The organism is Lawsonibacter sp. JLR.KK007 (assembly GCF_036941135.1).
Taxonomy (GTDB): domain Bacteria; phylum Bacillota; class Clostridia; order Oscillospirales; family Oscillospiraceae; genus Lawsonibacter.
Window position 1 is genome coordinate 383,535 of record NZ_JAYWSY010000001.1, and the last position, 19,286, is coordinate 402,820.

Here is a 19,286-nt window from a genome sequence, read left to right on the forward strand (position 1 = left end):
ATGAATAGTCCCGGCCTGTCAATTCAATACCATCAGCCCAAGGGCTGCACGGTTTCGTGCAGTCCTTTTTCTATGCTCAAAATGAATAAAGGAGGAAACGCATTCATGTTGAAATCTCTCTCCCGAAGCATCAAATCCAACTGGAAGCGCACCCTGTCCGGCCTGCTGGCGGTCATCACCATCATCGGGATGCTGCCGGCCACCGCTCTTGCTGCGGAGGGAACGTCCGCCAAAGCGGCCAGCAGCATCGCGGCCTATGCCCCCACTGGCGATTTTGAGGTCAATATCGCCGGGGCTACCGGTTGGAACGGGACCTGCCTTCCGCTTCCGGTCTACAGTACCGAGAACAGCGGGGCGCAGGCCGCATCTGTTCCCGCCTCAGACGGCTCCAAGCCCGTCCCCTTCGCCATCCTGGCCTACAACGGTGGCGATAGGGTCAAGATTGGCCTCGCCGTTGACAGCAACGGCAATGTGACCGCCTGGGAAGGCGGCCAGCTAGGGAAAACCGGCTGGGTGGATAAGGAGCATATCTTCATCAATCTGCCGGACGTTGTTCCCAGCATCGCCTACAACCTGACCAACAGCAGCGGCAGCATCTTCCAGGCCGCAGACGGGAAGGACATTCCCGGCGTTACAGGGAAATCCTACTACAACGCCCGGCAGTTCAGCTCCAGGCTGAGCCGCTATGAGTATGTCGTCCCCTGTATGTTCACCCTGGCCGAGCGGCTGGCAAAGGTCCAGCAGTCCGCCATGTCCAACGGTGAGACGCTGGTGATCTATGAGACCTTCCGGCCCGCCGGAGTGCAGTCCGCAGTGCGGGACGGTTTCACCGCCCTTTGGGACAGCGACAGCGATGTGTCCGCCGACATGGATAAGGCCAGTGCCATGGGTTATGCCCGTGAGCAGGGCTGGTTCATTTCTAACGGCACATCCAACCATCAGGCGGGGCTAGCTGTGGATATGAGCCTTGCCAAAGGCGATCCTGCGGAGCTGCATGAGTACACGCTGGATGGCGCCACTTACCGGAAGTACGAGGACTGGAAAGAGTATGAGATGCCGACGCGGATGCACCAGCTGAGTTCGGCCGCGATTCGCTTCCAGGAGCCTGTCAGCTCCTATACCATGCCCAATGAGTTGGAGAATTGGACGGAGCGGTTCGCCGCCTCCGAGGGTGCGAAACGGCTTCAGAGCTACTGCACCAGCGCCGGCCTGATCCCCCTCGCCAGTGAGTGGTGGCATTTCAATGACCCCAATGTGGCGAAGATTATGGCGAAGGGCAGCTACTCCGGTCAGGAGGCGGTCAATACCAAGGGCGGCTATACCATTGACCGGGCTTACAGCACGGTCCCCTATCAGGCGCTGACCAAGCTGAGCGGCAGCGGTATCCGGCGGGTTCCTGCCAATGCTGGCATCTCCTACGCCAATGGAGGTACGGGCGGCCTGAACCCTGGCAGCCCTGGCGGTCAGAAGCCCAGCACCAGCGATGTGGACTGGGCCACCGATCCGGAGCGGACCTTCCTCCGCTTTACCTTGATCGAGTTTCCGGAAGGCGTAGTCAAGGACATCAACAGCAATGACTTCAATACCTGGCATGTGGTGGGTACACCCCTGAATGTGGTCTGGGGCAATGGCAGCATCGAAAACTGGGATGCTGATACCTGCCGCCGCCGGATCACCTGGTTCAATTCTTCTGCCATGCAGTACAACGGCAAGGGCTCCAGTGCCGCTGAATTGATGGGCGGTACAGTTTATGCCTATGATGCTACCAGCGGCTATAACCAGAAATGGGTGACCACCGCTGACGAGTTTCAGGCGGCCACCGGGATTACAGACACGCAGAAGGAGCAGATGTTCCACTGCAACAGCTCCAAATGGTCCACTGGCTGGGTGGATGGCGACTATACCTCCATGTGGGGCACCGATCCTAAGCCCGTTACTCCTGGCAATCTCTACAAGGTCTACAAACCCAACGACGCCTTTTTATATCTGCTGGGCCGCCTGAGTGCAACCAGCAGCAACAGCGGCTGGAGCAAGGATGACGCTATCAAAAATTGGTCTGAGTATGTCCACGACTGCCAGCGGCAACCTGCGCACCAAGTACCGGGTCATCATTGAGACCGGCGGCGTTTTCGTGGACCCGGATGGTCTTCCGACGCGCTTACACCCTGCGGGAGATGATGGCCTATTCCCTCTATAACAGCGAATCCACAACTAAGGGCAATCTGATTTACGATCAGTCCTCCACCATTCGCAACATGGCCCAGTGGATGCGCCAGAAGAAGAACTCAGTTTTTGGAGTACCCTTTGGACAGCAGCGGCGTCCCCACCGGCGAGGAGCTGTGTTCCACTAACGGCTTTACCGAGGCGGACAGCTTCGTGGACAGTATTACGAAGGCCGCCAAGGTCAGAGACACCATCTTTTCCGAGCGGTGCTCCTATGGCCTGCACATCCTCAGTCCGTTCAACTTCGAGCGGCCTGAGCCCACAGGGCCGTCCCTGGAGGTGACCAAGAAGGCCGGAGGCTCCGTCCCCGCCGGGGAGACCTGGAGCTTTACCGTGACCTATACTGCGGGCAGCCCTGCCAGCTTCACAGCGAAGAAAAACGGTACAGACTGCACAAGCCAGGTCACAAGCACTGGTAGCGGCCTGAAATTTACGCTGAAGGCTGATGAAACCATCCGCATCGAGTTTGAGGCGGATGCCTCCTTCCGGTTTGATGTGACAGAGGACGACACCTCCTACCTGACCGGCATCACCGGCACCGGCGGTACCGCCGATATGGCCGCCAAGAAATTCTCCAGCAGCGGCGGTGCATCCAAGGTGACCTTCACTAACGGCACTACCATCACTGAGAAGAAGCCCGTTTACCTGAAGCTCAAAAAGATCGCCGCCAAGGATAAGAAGCCCCTGGCCGGCGCGGAGTTCTCAGTCTATGCGGACTCCTCTTGCAGCGGCACACCCCTGGCCGTGATGACCACCGGCTCTGACGGCACAGCGAGTACGTCCGTTCCCAACATTGTGGAGGACGGCAAGAGCGTGACCCTGTACGTCAAGGAGACCAAGGCCCCGGCCGGCTGTACTCCGCTGGCCTCGCCCTTTACCGTGACCTGCAAGGCCCCGGATAATTCCACGGCGGCGGGCGCGGTACAGGTAGGCCCGGCGGCGGGTATTGAGAACGGCGGCATCCCCGAGCCGGGGAAGGCCCTTCTGTTCAAGCGGGACGCCCTGACCAACACCGGCGTCGGCCCCGCCACCTTTAAGTTCTCCTCCGTCACCAACGGCGTCTACGAGTTTGACACCGATGAAGCCGGTGTGCTGGAGAGCGTGCAGTGGTGGGACCCCACGGAATCCACAGGAAAGTACATCAAGCCCGGTGAGTACGCCGTGACGGAGCTGGTTCCGCCCCCCAATTACGAGCCTACCACCGAGGTCCAGCAGATCAAGCTGGAGCTGGACGCCAACGGCAATCCCATCCCTGCCGGGCCTCTGGTCTTCAAAAATCTGGCGAAGGTCGGATTGAAGATCGTGAAATATGACCGGCAGAGCCACCGGCCCATGGCGAACGTCACCTTTGAGATCTTCCGGGACGGCCTTTCGCTGGGCCGCTATGAGACCAACGGCAGCGGCGAGATCCTCCTGACCAACATCGAGCCGGGCACCTACCGGGCGGTGGAGGTGGACACCGGGGACGACAGCCACATCAAGGACACCGCCCCCCAGGAGATTGAGCTGACCGCCGGCTGCGGCGTCAAGGAGCTGTTCTTCTTTAACGACACCAAACCCGGCATGAAGCTGGTGAAGGTGGACAGCGCCGACCCCTCCAAGACCATTCCCGGCGTGAAGTTCAGCATCCGGGCCATTGATGGCAGCTACGGCCCGGAGGAATTTGTCACCGATGGCAATGGTGAGATCGACCTGAGCAAGCTCCCCGTCGGCTCCTATGAGGTGACGGAACTGGAGTGCCCCGGCTATGTGGTGGACAACGCCCAGCGCATCATCCACCTGCGGGCCAACGACACCGCCGAATTTGTGTTTACGAACACAAAAAAGCCCAGTCTGCGGCTGGTCAAAACCAGCGCGGACGGGACTGCTTTGGACGGTGTTACCTTTAAGATCACCCCCATTGGGGACGCCAGCCACTCCATCGACCGCACCACCCAAAACGGCGGCGAGATTCTGGTGGAGGGCCTGGAGCCGGGAATCTACTCCGTTGTGGAGACGGCCACCCTGCCGGACCACATCCTGGACACCACCGAGTACCATGTGGAGCTGTCTCCGGGCAAGACCGCTGAGATCCATCTGCAAAACGACAAGCGGCCCAGCCTGGTCATCAGCAAACGGGACAAGGACAGCACAGACCCCGTGCCCGGCGTGACCTTCACGCTGCGGGGCGCGGACGGCCCCACCATCACCACCAAGCCCACGGGTCCCGACGGCAAGGTGGTCATCACCGACCTCCTGCCCGGAGTTTATACCATCACCGAGCAGAGCGTTCCGGAAAATTACATTCTGGACACCACCCCCCAGACTGTGACCCTGTTCCCCAACAAGGAAACCCAGGTGGAGTTCCAGAATTACCAGCGGCCCACCTTGAAGATCGTGAAGGTGGACATCGCGGGCAAGCACCTGACCGGCGCGATTTTTGAAGTCAAGACCAAGGCCGGTGTGAAAATCGGGGACTTCCCCGTAGGCGCGGACGGCACCATCACTGTGCCTCAGAAGCACCTCACCGAAGGCTATTATATCATCACGGAAAAACAGGCGCCGGCAGGGTACATTCTGGATACTACGCCCCATGAGGTCTACCTGCGCCCCGGCAAGACCACAGAGGTCTCCATTGAGAACGAGAAGAAACCCGGCCTCACCATCTATAAGGTGGATAGTATCGTCGGGGACGGGATCAAGGGGGCCAAATTTGAAATCTGGGTGTCCAAGGACAAGAACCAGAACGGCACCTACCAGCAGCTGACCAACAGCTACTACTATTCCGATGAAAATGGCATCATCCACCTGGACAGCCTGGACACCGGCTGGTACAAAATCATCGAGGTGGAACCGCCGGCAGGGTTCATGCTCAAAGAGCCCTCCGAGCAGACCATCTACATCGAGCATGACACCTCCGTTGAGGTGACCTTTGAAAATATTCCCAAATCCGCTCTCGTCATCCGGAAAATTGATTCGGACACCGGGGCGCCTCTGGCGAACGCCTGGTTCCGCGTCCGCTACCTGGGCGGGACATCCGGCAGCGGCGGTACCATCATCGGGGAGTATCAGACCTCCAGCAACGGCAATATCGTGATCACCGGCCTGGACGCGGGAACATACGTCTGCGAGGAAATTTCCGCCCCCCACGGCTACGTCATGGATACTGCCCCGCAGACCGCCTACATCAGCGGCAAGGAGCAGGACTGCATTACCCTCACCTTTACCAACAGCAAGTACGGTTCCCTACTGGTCAAGAAGGTGGACAGTATCACCAAGGAGCCGCTGAGTGATATTCAGTTCTTTATCACCACCAGCGACGGCGCTGTGGTGGGTAACGGCAACGGCTACTTCACCACCGACAGCGCGGGTTCCATCTTGGTGTCCGACATCATGCCGGGAACCACACTGGTGGTCAAGGAGACCCGGACAAGGCCGGGGTACATTTTAGACGACGTGCCCCAGACGGTCAAGATCGAGTCCAACGAGACCAAGACCCTGGAGTTCCGCAATCAGCCCACCGGCTCCCTCCTGATCCGGAAGGTGTGCAGCGTCAACCCCAGCGTCACGCTGGCGAACGCGGAGTTCAAGGTGGCCTACTCGGACGGCAGCCTCATTGGCGACTCCAACGGTGTTTACCGTTCGGACGAAAACGGCGAGGTGCGCATCGAGGGCCTGATCCCTGGCAAGAGCGTCGTGGTGACTGAGACCAAGGCCCCGGCGGGGTTCCTCATTGATACCCAGTCCCAGACAGTAGTGATCCAGGCGGGTAAGACGGTCAGCGTGACCATGAAAAACCAGCCCAAGGGCCAGCTCATTGTCCAGAAACGGGACAGCGCCACCAACAAGCCGCTCTCCGGGGCGGAGTTCCGCATCACTACGGCGGCGGGGTGCGAAGTGGGTCTGGACGGTGTGATCGGCACCAGCACCCTCACCCAGAACGGCATTTTTACCACCGACGCCCAGGGCGAAATCAGGGTCACCAACCTCGCACCCGGGGCCTATGTACTGTCTGAAATCAAGGCCCCGGCGGGCTACGTCATGGATTCTCCCAGCACCAATGTGGTCATTGGGGCCAACGGCGACACCCAGACGGTCATCGTGAAAAACTCCAAGGCGGGCACATTGGTCATCGACAAACGGGATTCCGTCACCAACAAACCGCTGGCCGGCGTTACCTTTAAGGTGACCACCGCCACCGGCGAGTTTGTCCCCGATGAAAACGGCCAGATCAGCAGCAACGGCATCTATATGACGGACCGGGATGGGAAAATTACCATCAACGGCGTGGTCGGCGCGCTGGTCGTGACGGAGATCAAGACCATTCCCGGGTACACCATCGACCCGGCGGAGAAGACCCAAACGGTGGTAGTCAACCCCAACGACGTTCAGACCCTCCACTTCTACAACACCCCCGGCACCACCCTCGTCATTCGGAAGTACATCGAGGGTACGGATTTTGAGCCTCTTTCCGGCGTCGCCTTTAAGGTCATCGACGGCAGCGGCGCGGCGGTAGGTCCCGACGACGGGATCTATTATACCGACAAGGCCGGCGAGATCGTGCTGTCTGATGTGGAGCCGGGTACCACCGTCATCGCAAGGGAGATCAAGACGGTAGAGGGCTTCGTGCTGGACGGCACCCCCCAGAAGATTCTCATTAAGGACGGCGAGGTGCAGTCCCTGACCTTCTGGAATAAAAGGGATAATTCCCTCACCATTCTGAAGCAGAGCACGGACAAGACCCCGCTGCCCGGCGCGGTGTTTCACGTGACCGACGAAGACGGCGCCGCCATCGGCACCAACAACGGCCGGTACACCAGCGACCGCAACGGCCTCATTACCATCACCGGCCTCCAGCCTGGGCAGATCGTGATCGTGACGGAGGAAAAGGCCCCTAACGGCTACATCAAGGACCCCACCCCCAAGACCATCAAGATCAAGCAGGGCGTCGCCAACAGCCTGATTTTTGAGAACGCCAAGACGGGCTGCCTCATTATCAATAAGCGCAGCTCTGCGGATAAGAAGGTTCCCCTGGAGGGCGTCACCTTTAAGATCACCACCACCAACGGCAGCTTCCTCCCGGACGCGGATGGGAAGATCAGTTCCAACGGCCTGTACTACACCGACGAAAACGGGCAGATCATTCTCAACAGCGTGGTGGGCTCCCTGGTGGTGACCGAGGTGCAGAGCATCGACGGCTACACCATCCATGAGGCCAACCGTACCCAGACCGTGGAGGTCGCCCCGGACGACACCCAGACGCTCTACTTTTACAACGACCCCCTGTGCAGTTTGACCATCTCGAAGGTGGATTCCGTCACCGGGAAGCCCGTACCCAACACCGAGTTCACGGTCAGGTACAGCGACGGCAGCCTGATCGGGAAGTTCACCACCGGGAAGGACGGGACTGTGACCGTCACCGGCCTCATTCCCGGCAGCACCGTGGTAGTGACCGAAACCAAGGTGCCCCAGGGCTATGTGCTTAATCCCACCCCCCAGACCATCGTGGTTCGGAACGGGACGGGCAACACCCTGACCAGCGGCGTGAGCGGCGGCCCCACCGGCGGCAACAGCACCGGCGGCAACAGCACTGGCACCGGCGGCGGGAACAATCTCGATTTTGAGAATGATCCCACCACCACCCTCGTCATCCAGAAATTCGTGGAGGGCACCGAGAACCAGCCCATGAAGGGCGTGGAGTTCCTGGTCACCGACAGCTCCGGCGCGGTAGTCGGCCCCAACAACGGCTACTACTATACCGATAAGGACGGCCGCATCACCATCTCCAACCTGGAGCCGGGAACCACCGTGACCGCGCGGGAGACCAAGACGCTGGCGGGGTTTGTCCTGGATGGTACGCCCCAGAGCATCAAGATCAAGGTTGGCGAAGCGCAGACCATGACCTTCTGGAACAAGAAGGCGGGCGGACTCGTTATCACGAAGCTGGATGCTGTGTCCAAGAAGCCTCTGGCCGGGGTGCGGTTCAAGCTGACCTATGCCGATGGGACCAACGTGGATCAGGACGGCGGCAAGGTGTCCACCAACGGCATCTATGTGACGGACAGCAATGGGCAGATCAATGTCCAGGGCGTGACCGGCACCATCATCGCAACCGAAATCGAGACCATTCCCGGCTACATCATCGCCCCCAACACCAAATCCCAGACGGTGAAGGTCAACGCCGACGATACCCAGTACCTCACTTTCTACAACACCCCCACCCAAACTTTAGTGATTCAGAAGCTGGTAGAGGGCAGCAAGGACCAGGGCCTGGCCGGTGTGGAGTTCCTGGTGACGGACAGCTCCGGTGCTTTCGTGGGGCCGAACAACGGCATCTACAAGACCGACAAGTATGGCCGCATCACCATCTCCGACCTGGAGCCCGGCTCCGTCATTACCGCCAAGGAAACCAAGGCGCTGGACGGGTATGTGCTGGATTCCACCCCGCAGAGCATTGAGATCAAGTCCGGAGAGGTGCAGACCCTGACCTTCTACAACACCCCTGTGGGCGGTTTGGAGCTGATCAAGGTCTCCGAGTCGGACAAGTCCCAGCGCATCAAGGGCGTGACCTTTGAAATTCGGAAGATGGACGGCGGGCTGGTGGACACCATCACCACCGGCGACAATGGCCGGGTGTTCCTGCCCATGGACGCCGGCGATTTCTACGCGGTGGAGATCGAGGCGGCGGAGGGCTTCAAGATCGACAGCACCCCCCACTACTTCACCATCCAGGACGGCAAGACCACCACGCTGACTGTGACCAACGCCCCCTTCTCGGGCATCATCATCCATAAGGTGAACAGCGTTACCGGCGAGGGGATCTATGATGTGAAATTCGCGCGCTTTGTTCCTTGACAATCTGCGTAGAAATACGCAATAAAACAAGGCAGATTTCGCAAGAAATCTGAACTCTATGCTTGATTCGGCAGGGGCAGAACCTGCCTGACCCGGTGTGACGGGTGACCAAAACTCTGATGCTCCGACGTGCGTCCATAGTGTCATATGGAACGTGCGAAGCTCGGTAAAGAGCGGAGGCGATATCTGAGACGGTATCGCGCCGCAGGAGGCTATAAATCGGTCATGTCCAGTATGTTTTGTTGCAACCGACATATGTCCTGAGAGTACGGCTCGTAAACGCCAGGATGATTATACAGCCATCCGCCCCCATGAGGGGTGCTGCCGCCGTTGAAATTTGAATTTGTGGAAAACGGCAGAAAACCATTAAGGTCGAATGTCTTTGGCAGAATATCACACAAGTCAAAGATGGCAGCCGGGTTAGAGGGACGGGCTAAAACCGATATGTAAAGCTAAAGCATAGGGAACAAAGGAACCATGGACGGCACTTCATCTTTTTGAAGTAAGTGGAGTGGCACCTCCGCCGCGCGGGTAGGAAATGACCCGCTAATCCATGGGGCAGCAGCCCGTAGTAGCGAGGATGTCCGCAATAATAAGGCGGACGGAGCGAAGGGGCATAGTCAGTGCAGATTCGTATGTGAACAGAAGGTCGAGGAAGCCGTAGGCATACCTGACTAAAACCAGAAACACCAATTCCGAAGGGAGGCGGTGCGTATGGCACAACAATTCGACTACCCGAAAACCGAAACGGAATTACGCAAGCTCCAAGATAAACTGTATCAGCACAGCAAAAAGGTCTATGACGAGGGCGGAAGGCCAGCGCTCAAGGGACTTCTGGAAATTATGTCAGCAGAAGCAACCATCATCACAGCAATTCACAACATCAAAAGTAACCACGGCAGTGAAACCCCCGGTGTGGACTCCAAAACCATGCGCGATTACCTGCAACACTCCCATTCGTGGGTCATTCGAGATATTCAAAGCGCGTTCAAGCACTTTGAGCCGCAGAAAATACGCCGGGTGTATATCGACAAACCAGGAAAAGCCGAAAAACGTCCGCTGGGCATTCCTACCATACGGGACAGAATCGTACAAGAGTGCATGAGGATTGTGTTAGAACCCATATTCGAAGCACAGTTCTTTGCCCATTCCTACGGTTTTCGGCCCATGCGGGACGCACCTATGGCATTGGAACGCGCAAAATTGCTTGTTCATCATACTGGCTACCATTGGATTGTCGAGGGTGATATCAGCAAATGCTTTGACCGTATTGACCACGCTATTCTCCTGAAACGTCTTTATCACATGGGGATAAGGGACAGACGGGTACTGCAAATCATCAAGGCAATGCTGAAAACCGGGGTCATGGATGAATGTGAGGTAAATGAGGAAGGTACGCCACAGGGAGGGTTAATTAGTCCCCTATTGGCAAATGTCTACTTGGACATCATGGATGAATGGATTACCAAGCAGTGGGAAATAAAGAAAACAGAATATCCATTCTCAAAACCCTACCGCAAGTACAAAGGTCTGCGTAGAACGGCCTTGATTCCAGGATTCCTCGTCCGATACGCAGACGACTTCATAATCATCACAGACACACGCGCTCATGCCGAGGACTGGAAAAAACGACTGCAAATATTTCTCCACAGCAAAATGAAGCTGACACTATCCCCAGAGAAAACGCTGATAACAGATATCCGAAAAAAGTACATCAAATTCCTTGGCTATGAATACAAGGTGGTTCCGGGAAAAGCGCGAAAAGGCTATATTCCAAGAACGATTCCAGAAAGAGACAGATTAAGGCGGAAAACTGACAAGATTGCTCATGACATCAAGAAAATCCCGCACTATTACAGCCGGGAACAAATGGTGGACGCAATCAATCGCATCAACAGCCAAATCAGGGGAATTATCCAATATGATCAATGCTGTACCTGGGTGAACATTTCCATGAAGAAGTATAGCAGGAGGCTACAATTCGTTGCCAGACGCCGCCTGACGCAGTACAAGGGAAAGTGGATTCCTGCAAATCAAACGCAAAATCTTCCCCGTGTTCATCAGCAGTATAAGCAAAAGATACCCTCCATGAAATATCGCGATATTTATATCGGTTTTACCGCACTTTCCTTTTGCAAATGGGAGAAAACTATCCCCAAAAAGGAGGAAGAGACGCCCTACACTGAAGCTGGCAGGCAACTTTTCTTTGAGCGCACGAAAAAGAAGCGTATACACGCTCGCCTTGATGAAATGTACTCGGAAAAATCGGCCAGAGCAACCAGATATGGGCAATGGGGAAAACTTAACAACTTTGAGTTTATTATGAATCGGGCCTACGCGCTCAACCGTGACAAACTCAAGTGCCGGGTTTGCGGCGGCTGGCTTATTTCCAGTATGCCATGGGCACACCGGGTCAACCCAAATCTCCCATTGAATAAGGTAAATCGTGTCAACAATCTGATATCCCTGCACAAGAAATGCCTCGACGCAGTTAATAACCCGAACTATGATATAAGCGAGTTTGATGCAAAAGCACAGAAGAAAATTATCGGTTATAGGGAAAAACTGGTTCCTTCACATACACGCAACAAATAATCTGCATTGATGGAGCGCCGTGTGCGGTGAAAGTCGCACGCACGGTGCGAAGCGGGGGAAAATCCGCTCTGACTGCTGTCCTCTTATGAGGGCAGTAAAAGCGGCGGATTACCTATCGCTATCTGGTCTATGACCAGAATAAGAACCCCATCGGGGAGTATTCCACCGATAATGAGGGGTACATCTACATCGACGACCTCACCGTACAGGGCAAGGGTAAGCTGTTCATCCGTGAGCTGGAGGCGGCGCCCGGCTACGAGCTGGACAAGGAGTACAAGACCGTTTACGTCCAGCCGGGTAAGACCATTGAAATCGAATGGAAGAACACTCCCATCACGGGCCAGTTCCAGATCCACAAGTTCGCCGCCGAGTACAACGAGGTCACCGGCACCCCCGCCGGCGCTCCCCTCCAGGGGGCCGTGTATGAAATCAGCGAGGCCCGCAGCGGCAAAGTGGTGGACTATATCACCACGGACGCCCGAGGCGTGGCCGCCTCCAAGCCCCTGCCCTTGGGCCGGTATAAGATCGTCGAGGTCACTGCTCCCGCCTACTGGCAGGTCAGCGGCAAGACCTTCGATGAAACCCTGGAGTATTCCGGCCAGATCATCAAGGTGAGCGACTACGACAAGCCCTCCAACCTGGGTGTGGTCATCACCAAGCGGGGCAACGCCGAGGTGCTGACCGGGAGCCAGATGCGCTACGACTTTACTGTGGGCAACACCAGCAACGTGCCGCTTGACAACTACTATTGGCACGACCGCATTCCCACCGACGCAGCCCGGGCCACGGTGTTTACCACCGGCACTTACAGCGCCCGACTGAACTATCGCATCCTCTACAAGACCAACTACACCGCTGCCTATCAGGTGCTGGCGTCCAACCTGATCACCAGCAGCAGCTACTCCTTCAGCCTGAACGCCATTCCCATGCAGGCCGGCGAGTATGTCACAGATATTTACCTGGATTTCGGCAAGGTACCTGTGGGCTTCCAGTCCACCAGTAACCCCACGCTGACGGTCCAGGTGCTGGGCACCATCGCCAACGGCTATCAGATCATCAACCGGGCCGACGTGGGCGGCAAGTACCAGGGCACCTGGCAGACCGGCCAGGCCAGCTGGGTCACTGTCGTGCGCAAGCTGACGCCAAATCTTCCCCTGCCCAAGACGGGCTATTGATCCATTTGCAAGGGGCGGTCCTCAAAAAGAGGGCCGCCCCCATTTTACATTTGTGAGGTGATATGACCATGGACATGGAACAAACCTTTACCGTCCTGCGCCGGGAGCAGCTGCTCATTGACCACGCCCCCCATAGCGTGCAGTTCCAGGACCTGACCGACAGCCTCCTGCGGGTCTGCTCCGCCGCCGCTGTGATCCCGGCCCTGTCCACATTGGAGATCCGGCTGTACTCCACGCTGGCCCTGCTCCACGACGTTGGCAAGCGGGCCATCCCCCCGGAGATCCTCAATAAGCCCGGTTCTCTGACCAAGGAAGAGTTTGAGGTGATGAAGACCCATACCACCCAGGGCTGCGACCTGCTGGAACGGGTGCCGGAGCTGCGGGAGTGCGAGGCGTTCCCTGCCATCTGCGACGTGTGCCGCCACCACCATGAGAGATGGGACGGTTCCGGTTACCCGGACCGGCTGGCTGGGGAGGAGATCACCCCTTGGGTCCAGGTGGTGGGGCTGGCGGACGCCTTTGACGCCCTGGTACATTCCCGGGTCTATAAGTCGGCGTTTACCCAGGAACAGGCCAGCAGCATGATTGTAGCTGGGGCCTGCGGCGATTTTGACCCGCTGCTCCTGGCCTGTTTCGCCCGGCATATCGGTACGATCTGTCAGGCGGTATATGCCTGACCACAGCAGTTCACGGCCCGGTTATTCCGCCGTCATCGGCACCCGGACAGGCTCGACATACTCGGCTACGCTGGTATAGCTCAATTCCAGTTCCACAGCGTCCCAGGAGTAGTTGTCCAGATAAAAGACCTCTTTATGCATGGCTTCTTATGCATGGCTTCTCCACTGTCGCTGTCCTCGGCATCCACGCGAATGGTAGACACCTGATGCCATTTATGCTCGCCGCCCTCCGGGTCCCAATAGGTGTGGGAAAAGCTCTGAGCAAACTGCTCCCGCAGTTTTGGCGACAGGATCGTAAGCTCCACACCGCCTCCGATGGGACGAACCTCCACAAGTTCCACCCCTGCAGGCAGGCCGGTGGCCTCGCCGCTGGTCAGGTCCACAACCACATGGGGCGCGTCCTTGTCCAGCCACTCCGCCTTATCAACGCACAGGGTCAGTCCCTTGGGCGGGTCGTAGTAGAAGCTCTGGAAATAGTAGGTGAGCTGGGATGGAGATTCCAGTGTGCTGCTGGAAACCAGAGAGCCGTCCTTATCATTATACCGGCGGCCGGACTGGTCTTCAAACCAGAATTTCAGCGATTTGAGCCAGGCGGTGTTGGTCTGATCCTCGCCCAGATAGAGGATGGTGCGGGTGGGTGTGTATTCCAGCCGCTCCACCTGGATGCGCTGTCCGTCCAGCTCCATCCAGCGGTTCACTGGGACAGTGATGGGCTGGGCGATACGGTTCATATCCAGAGTCACATCAAAGGTAAAGCACAGCACGCCGGGGTCGTTTCTCGGGTTTGTCCAGTCCTCCATCGACTCTCCCAAGGATGCCTTTGGAGGAGCGGGCATGGCTGGCGTCTCCGGCTGCTGCTCCGCCAGGAAGTACATGTTGATGGTGAATCGCTCAGGCAGGTCGTTCGGTGCGCTGAAGGAGAGGATCATGGACTCCATGCCGTTTGCCTGCCCGCTTATATCCCCTTTGACGTTGGATGTGGAGTAGGCGGCAGCAATATGATCCCCGTTTTCATCAAGCAGCTCCGGGCTGGAATAGAATCTGCCCCCATCTACTGAGTAGACGAATACCATCTGGTGCTGATCCACAATGGCGTATCCCAAATCTACCTTTACCCCATCCACCGTCTGGGACTGCCCAATATACTGCACATAGTCGTGGGCGACGGCAGCGGACAGGCTGGGGGAGAAGGCAACGGCGGCGGCCAGCTCCCGGATGACCGGCACACTGGAGCAGGCCAGGGCGAAGGCGGGGAAAAGGTTCACCATCAGTACAAAGCAGGCGGCGACCGAGGCAACGGTCCCAAGGGGAGCGGAGAAGCGGCGGAGCATCCTGGAGCGCCGGGCGCGTTTCCGGGCGCGCTGTACGCTGTCCTCCAGCTGCTTGGGAGGCGAGGCCAATTCGTTCAACATGGCCTGAAATTCTACAGTTCGATTTTCCATCTGACAACCTCCTTCTATTCGTCAGTCAGCTCCAGCCGGAGCAGGGATAGGGCCTTCTTCTGCCGGGTGGAGACAGTACCTCGTGGAATGTCCAAGGCTCGCGCCGTCTCCTCCAGGGTGAGGCCGGTGAAGTAGCGCAGGATGATCACATCCCGCAGATCCTTTGGCAAGCGGCGCAGCGCCTCCTTCAAGGGCAGGGCGTCAAATTCCTCCTGGGCCGTTTCGGGCAGTTCGGCCACGGCCAGTTCTCGCTTGCGCCGGCGCAGTTCGCTGTTGCAGACATTGATCAGAATGCGGGTGAGCCAGGTATCGAAAAACTCCGGCTGCCGCAGCTTTGAGTAGGCCAGGAAGCCCTTGTAGAACGCTTCATCCACTGCATCCACAGCATCGGAAGGACTGCCCAAGTAGACTGCTGCACAGCGGTAGAGCTGTTCTTTTAAGGATTCCGCCCGGCGGATGTACTCCTGTTCGGTCAAGTGTCTTCCCTCCTTTCTGCCCATTAGACGCGCAGCTGGCTGGTTTTGCCTTTATCCTACAAAAAAATTTTTTCCGAGGCATATCAAAAGACGGGAGACGTTTTGGCGCGTCTCCCGTCTTAGCCGGTTTTGCGGCAGGGGCAGATCAACATTTAGCCTGTTGCTTCAAGTCCCGATAATACTCTACCACCGCCGCATAATTGCCTGCCGCAAAAGTCCAGTTACAGAACCATAACCATTCAATATTTGTTTCTTCCTGCATATATGGTTTCATGTAATTTCGCAATCTTCGGATGTGTTCTTCATAACAATTATTGTTTACCCATTCCCAGTATTCTGGACTTCCATACCGCTCTAATGCAATGTTGGAACCATACAGTTCCCAATCCTGATTGCTGTATGCCTCCAGGCAGAGAATACCACTTTGGTTGTACTCCTGGAGGTCAAAATTGGAATGGTCAAGCACACCGATTTTATCCCAATGAACCACAGTGTTTTCTTTGCGGATATGCGCCATGATAACAATACAGGATAGATCCTGATCATCCTCGCAAACGAGGATGGGTACATTCAACTCCTCCTGACTGTCTACCATCTCCCACACAAAATCATTTTCCCACTGCGATAGCAATTCCCCGTTCCAGGCAGGCATCAGGCCGAGCAAAGAACCAAATCTATCGGGAGTGTGGCGATCCAGATAGATTGTGATGGGGGTGCCGTCAATAACCCAATAGTGCTCCAGGTAGTCGTAGCAGGTTTTTGCTTGTTTTACTTCAATGTGGTTCATGTTTCCACCCTCAGCTGTGATTTAATGATGTATCCCTTTAGATGATGTAGCGTGCCACAACTGGCGGGCAGTGAGAAATAACATCAATAACATGGTTCTGGGTATAAATGCCATAACGCTTCCACAATTTCACTATTTATTTTTCCCATTTTCCCTCGCTAGAAAGATGTGGCTTACCCGCCTCTATTACAGTTGTCGCATCCAGGTTCTTCCCCAATAACTCCTGTATCTGGAACTCAGGCACCAGCTTTTTAGTCTTTGAGTAACTTTGTGAGGCATCAAAAGGGCGAAAAATAAAACCTGCCCCTAATTCTGCTCGGAGTTGTGGATCTATGCTCTCCTCAAAGTAGTCTACAACTTTTTGGCGCAACACTGGCGAGATGTCCTCATATACGGTTTCTGTCAGCTGGAGAACTATGGAATTACCCAGTTCCTCGGTTTTCCAACAGGGCGCATTTAATATCGTATCGCGCCCTAACATTTTGATATAGGGTGGGCCAAAATAGGTGCGCCACTTTAATGCGGGACAACGAATATCAAGCCGGTCCGGAATCAATGCGCTGTTTGTATTTGTGCAGGGGATAGAACTGGTGTAGTCATAAATTTCGGCATGGACAGGGGAAAACAGACGAACCAAATCGTCACAAAAGTGGACAAACTGAGCCATGTTTCGTGGGTCCTTTTTTAAGAATGGCTTGGAAATATTTATGGAAATCATATTAAACAGAACAGAATTTGCCCAGTTGCGCCATCCTATATAATATCCGATTTTTCCAGGAGGCCGCCCTTTCATCATAAGCTGCGCATTGCAGGGACGGCTCTCCAGTTCCTCCTGAGAAATGTCTGCGCCTCCGAACCAAGACAGAATGATTTCATCCTCCTTTTTATTATTGAATATCTGCTTCATAGGCTCATAATTACCGTACTTAAAGGGCCGGTAATTGGGACCATAGGCATCAACTAATCGAAAAAAATCCTGTGCAGCCTTCCTGTTATGAAAGGGTTTTGTTGTTCGAAGGCAAAAATCTATTTCTTGCTTTGCCGGAGTAATTAACGCCATCAGGGCACCTCCACAATTTTTATATTCACATTAGAATTGTTTGCGTTTCGTCTAAGAGGTGATGAAAGTGTCAAACCGCTACCTTGAGGAGTATGGATTACCGGATACACGCTTTTTTAATCCCAAAAGCTGTGGGCAATCTGTGTCAGATAGTCCTGGGCGCTGACGTGAACGCTGGGAGGCTCCTCCAAGCTCACGAAATAGTCTATGAAAAAGGCTTCCACATCCGGGTCCCCCTTCAACTCCGCCAGCACCTGAAACGCCTCCACCTTCAAGCTGCAATGCGCATCCCCGATGGCGGCACACCGCAGGGCGGTGTTCTTCGAGCGGGGATCTTCCCGGCTCCGCAGAACCACCAGCGCCCCCCGCAGTTGGGGCCGGTAGAGGCCGGGGTCTGTCAGCCAGGTTTCCAGCTCCCTGTCCGTGGGATAGCTGAGCTCTGCCGCCGACACCAGGGCATACCCCTCGGCGGTAGGATACCGCTTCCCGGCGGCCAGCAACGCCTCCGGAAGTTCCGCATCTGCCAGACAGCCCTTGGGCAAAGGGCCGGAGCCTTTGGTGTACCGCCAAGGTTCCTTCGGCAGCTTCACGCCGCTGATGTCCTCAACAGGAACCACAATAGGGCCGAAGCAGGCTGACTGTTTTAGATTGTCCAGCCGGTAATACCCCAGCGGCAGTATCGTCAGGCAGGGCAGAGTCCGGCCCAGCAGGGCGGCGGCAGTCGCTTTGTGGTGTCCGTCCAGCAGAACGGACATCCCTTCCGTCACATAGACGGCAAGCCCGTGGGGCAGGGAGCCATCCTGTTGAAAACGCTCTTTATAATAGTCAACCCGTTCCAAATCCAGCCGCGACCGCCGTTGGGAGGGGTAGAGGAATTTCGGAGGAATGCGTTCATACTTGTAGTCGTAGTCATCGTCAGCAAGACAAACGAGGCCGGTGGTGGGGTTAGGCTCCAGGCGGTCGGACACGTTCCAGAAAAATTGCCCGCAGCCGTCTGTGGGGTAGGCGTCGCTCTCCGCCAGCACATAGACGCCCTCCGGCAGCAGCTCCAGCAGGGGCGACAGGGAGGGGACAGCGTCCTCCAGTTGGGCAAAGCCGCCGTTGAGGATTTCCCGCAGGGCATCCAGTTCTGGGCACTCCGCTGTATCCAGGCCCCAGCCGGTGCAAAGCCGGCTTTCGCTGGTTTCCCATGCGGCAAAATGCCCGGACAGCAGCGGCGTGCCCCGGAGAGTGAGGCAGCGGGCCGATTCATAATAGTCTGCCTCTGGCGGCAAGGTGCGGGTTTCCCAGCGCAAAGCGCCGATCCCGCGAATATGGAGCAGCAAAGCATCCCGGCACCAGGGCTGTCCAGCCAAATCAATTTTTGTGGGGAGGATGCGGACGGCCTCCCGATTCCAGGGCATTTTCATAGGCGTTCTCCTCCTAGCCCGGTTCGCCCAACGTATTGGGACTATTCCTCCGCTGACCGAGCACGCTTCTTCCTCCGCTTGGGCGCAACGCTGTCATAACTCAGTTCCAGCAGGGGGATGATCTGATCGTCAGAAACGGAATTGTCCAGGACAATGGAGATCCAGTGGTTTTTGTTCATGTGATACGCCGGGAGAAACCCTTTTGTGGCGAGCAGGGAACCGATCATGATGGTGCTGCATTTTATGTCCATCACATCAAGGGCTTCTCCTTCCGCCAATCCCAGCTTCTCTGGAAGAACGCGCATCATGGCGGCGTACCATTTTTTGCTGGCGGAGTGGCGGAATATCGCGTTGCCGGGACTATCCGCCCATAAATACTCCGCCTGCGTTCCATAGGTGTCCTGTATGTACTGCGTGATACGCTCGCGCTGTGAAGAATAGGCCATGTTATATCTCCCTTGGCTCCTTCAGCCGTTTCTCATTCTCCTGCCGCTCCGCTTCATCCGCTGGGCGGATGGCGTACTTCCCGCAGTCAGGACACTGCTCCGGCTGGCTGGTGCGGCTGAAAAGGAAATGGCAGTTGTCACAAGCATAAACCATCTATCTAT

Annotated in this window: 13 protein-coding genes; 6 read left to right on the forward strand and 7 right to left on the reverse strand. The window is 56.4% G+C overall.

The genetic code is table 11. From position 1 onward, the window contains the following. Positions 1-105 precede the first annotated feature (105 nt). The 6 genes from VV088_RS02240 (at position 106) to VV088_RS02265 (ending at position 13,504) form a co-directional block, all read left to right on the forward strand. Positions 106-2,115, forward strand: coding sequence for a M15 family metallopeptidase (locus VV088_RS02240; RefSeq protein WP_334599175.1), 2,010 nt, complete (start codon positions 106-108; stop codon positions 2,113-2,115). A 26-nt stretch (positions 2,116-2,141) separates the two neighbouring features. Beyond that, positions 2,142-2,351, forward strand: a complete 210-nt coding sequence (locus tag VV088_RS02245) for a hypothetical protein (protein WP_334599176.1) — start codon at positions 2,142-2,144, stop codon at positions 2,349-2,351. Next, positions 2,293-9,057, forward strand: coding sequence for a SpaA isopeptide-forming pilin-related protein (locus VV088_RS02250; RefSeq protein WP_334599177.1), 6,765 nt, complete (start codon positions 2,293-2,295; stop codon positions 9,055-9,057). The genes VV088_RS02245 and VV088_RS02250 overlap by 59 nt, the downstream gene beginning before the upstream one ends. Positions 9,058-9,771: 714 nt before the next feature. After that, positions 9,772-11,652 carry a group II intron reverse transcriptase/maturase gene (ltrA, locus tag VV088_RS02255; RefSeq protein ID WP_334599178.1) on the forward strand — a complete coding sequence of 627 codons (1,881 nt, stop codon included), beginning with the start codon at positions 9,772-9,774 and terminating at the stop codon, positions 11,650-11,652. A 182-nt stretch (positions 11,653-11,834) separates the two neighbouring features. Then, complete coding sequence (locus tag VV088_RS02260) at positions 11,835-12,827, forward strand: MSCRAMM family protein (protein WP_334600456.1); 993 nt, start codon at positions 11,835-11,837, stop codon at positions 12,825-12,827. Positions 12,828-12,895: 68 nt separating this feature from the next. Then, a complete protein-coding gene (locus VV088_RS02265) occupies positions 12,896-13,504 on the forward strand; it encodes an HD-GYP domain-containing protein (RefSeq protein WP_334599179.1) in 609 nt (202 codons plus the stop codon). Between the two features lie 80 nt (positions 13,505-13,584). Here the strand turns inward: VV088_RS02265 and VV088_RS02270 are convergent, their stop codons facing one another. The 7 genes from VV088_RS02270 to VV088_RS02300 all read right to left on the reverse strand — a co-directional run bounded on the left by VV088_RS02270 (position 13,585) and on the right by VV088_RS02300 (position 19,278). Then, positions 13,585-14,946 (reverse strand): DUF4179 domain-containing protein, encoded by a 1,362-nt coding sequence (locus VV088_RS02270; protein ID WP_334599180.1) that lies wholly within the window; start codon positions 14,944-14,946, stop codon positions 13,585-13,587. A 14-nt stretch (positions 14,947-14,960) separates the two neighbouring features. Beyond that, positions 14,961-15,422, reverse strand: coding sequence for a sigma-70 family RNA polymerase sigma factor (locus VV088_RS02275; RefSeq protein ID WP_160636533.1), 462 nt, complete (start codon positions 15,420-15,422; stop codon positions 14,961-14,963). Between the two features lie 145 nt (positions 15,423-15,567). Continuing rightward, positions 15,568-16,209, reverse strand: a complete 642-nt coding sequence (locus VV088_RS02280; RefSeq protein WP_334599181.1) for a hypothetical protein — start codon at positions 16,207-16,209, stop codon at positions 15,568-15,570. 136 nt (positions 16,210-16,345) lie between these two features. Continuing rightward, positions 16,346-17,269, reverse strand: coding sequence for a hypothetical protein (locus VV088_RS02285; protein ID WP_334599182.1), 924 nt, complete (start codon positions 17,267-17,269; stop codon positions 16,346-16,348). A gap of 116 nt (positions 17,270-17,385) precedes the next feature. Further along, on the reverse strand, positions 17,386-18,678 hold the full coding sequence (locus VV088_RS02290; RefSeq protein WP_334599183.1) for a hypothetical protein: 1,293 nt from the start codon (positions 18,676-18,678) through the stop codon (positions 17,386-17,388). A 41-nt stretch (positions 18,679-18,719) separates the two neighbouring features. Further along, positions 18,720-19,124, reverse strand: coding sequence for an MmcQ/YjbR family DNA-binding protein (locus VV088_RS02295; protein WP_334599184.1), 405 nt, complete (start codon positions 19,122-19,124; stop codon positions 18,720-18,722). Between the two features lies 1 nt (position 19,125). Beyond that, complete coding sequence (locus VV088_RS02300) at positions 19,126-19,278, reverse strand: hypothetical protein (RefSeq protein WP_334599185.1); 153 nt, start codon at positions 19,276-19,278, stop codon at positions 19,126-19,128. Positions 19,279-19,286 lie beyond the last annotated feature (8 nt).

What these genes read in the sequence shown, in the direction of transcription:
- VV088_RS02240 (WP_334599175.1), top strand. Translation starts at nt 106, where the DNA reads ATGTTGAAATCTCTCTCCCGAAGCATCAAATCCAACTGGAAGCGCACC.
- VV088_RS02245 (WP_334599176.1), top strand. Translation starts at nt 2,142, where the DNA reads ATGGTCTTCCGACGCGCTTACACCCTGCGGGAGATGATGGCCTATTCC.
- ltrA (WP_334599178.1), top strand. Translation starts at nt 9,772, where the DNA reads ATGGCACAACAATTCGACTACCCGAAAACCGAAACGGAATTACGCAAG.
- VV088_RS02265 (WP_334599179.1), top strand. Translation starts at nt 12,896, where the DNA reads ATGGACATGGAACAAACCTTTACCGTCCTGCGCCGGGAGCAGCTGCTC.
- VV088_RS02270 (WP_334599180.1), bottom strand. Translation starts at nt 14,946, where the DNA reads ATGGAAAATCGAACTGTAGAATTTCAGGCCATGTTGAACGAATTGGCC.
- VV088_RS02280 (WP_334599181.1), bottom strand. Translation starts at nt 16,209, where the DNA reads ATGAACCACATTGAAGTAAAACAAGCAAAAACCTGCTACGACTACCTG.
- VV088_RS02285 (WP_334599182.1), bottom strand. Translation starts at nt 17,269, where the DNA reads ATGGCGTTAATTACTCCGGCAAAGCAAGAAATAGATTTTTGCCTTCGA.
- VV088_RS02290 (WP_334599183.1), bottom strand. Translation starts at nt 18,678, where the DNA reads ATGAAAATGCCCTGGAATCGGGAGGCCGTCCGCATCCTCCCCACAAAA.
- VV088_RS02295 (WP_334599184.1), bottom strand. Translation starts at nt 19,124, where the DNA reads ATGGCCTATTCTTCACAGCGCGAGCGTATCACGCAGTACATACAGGAC.
- VV088_RS02300 (WP_334599185.1), bottom strand. Translation starts at nt 19,278, where the DNA reads ATGGTTTATGCTTGTGACAACTGCCATTTCCTTTTCAGCCGCACCAGC.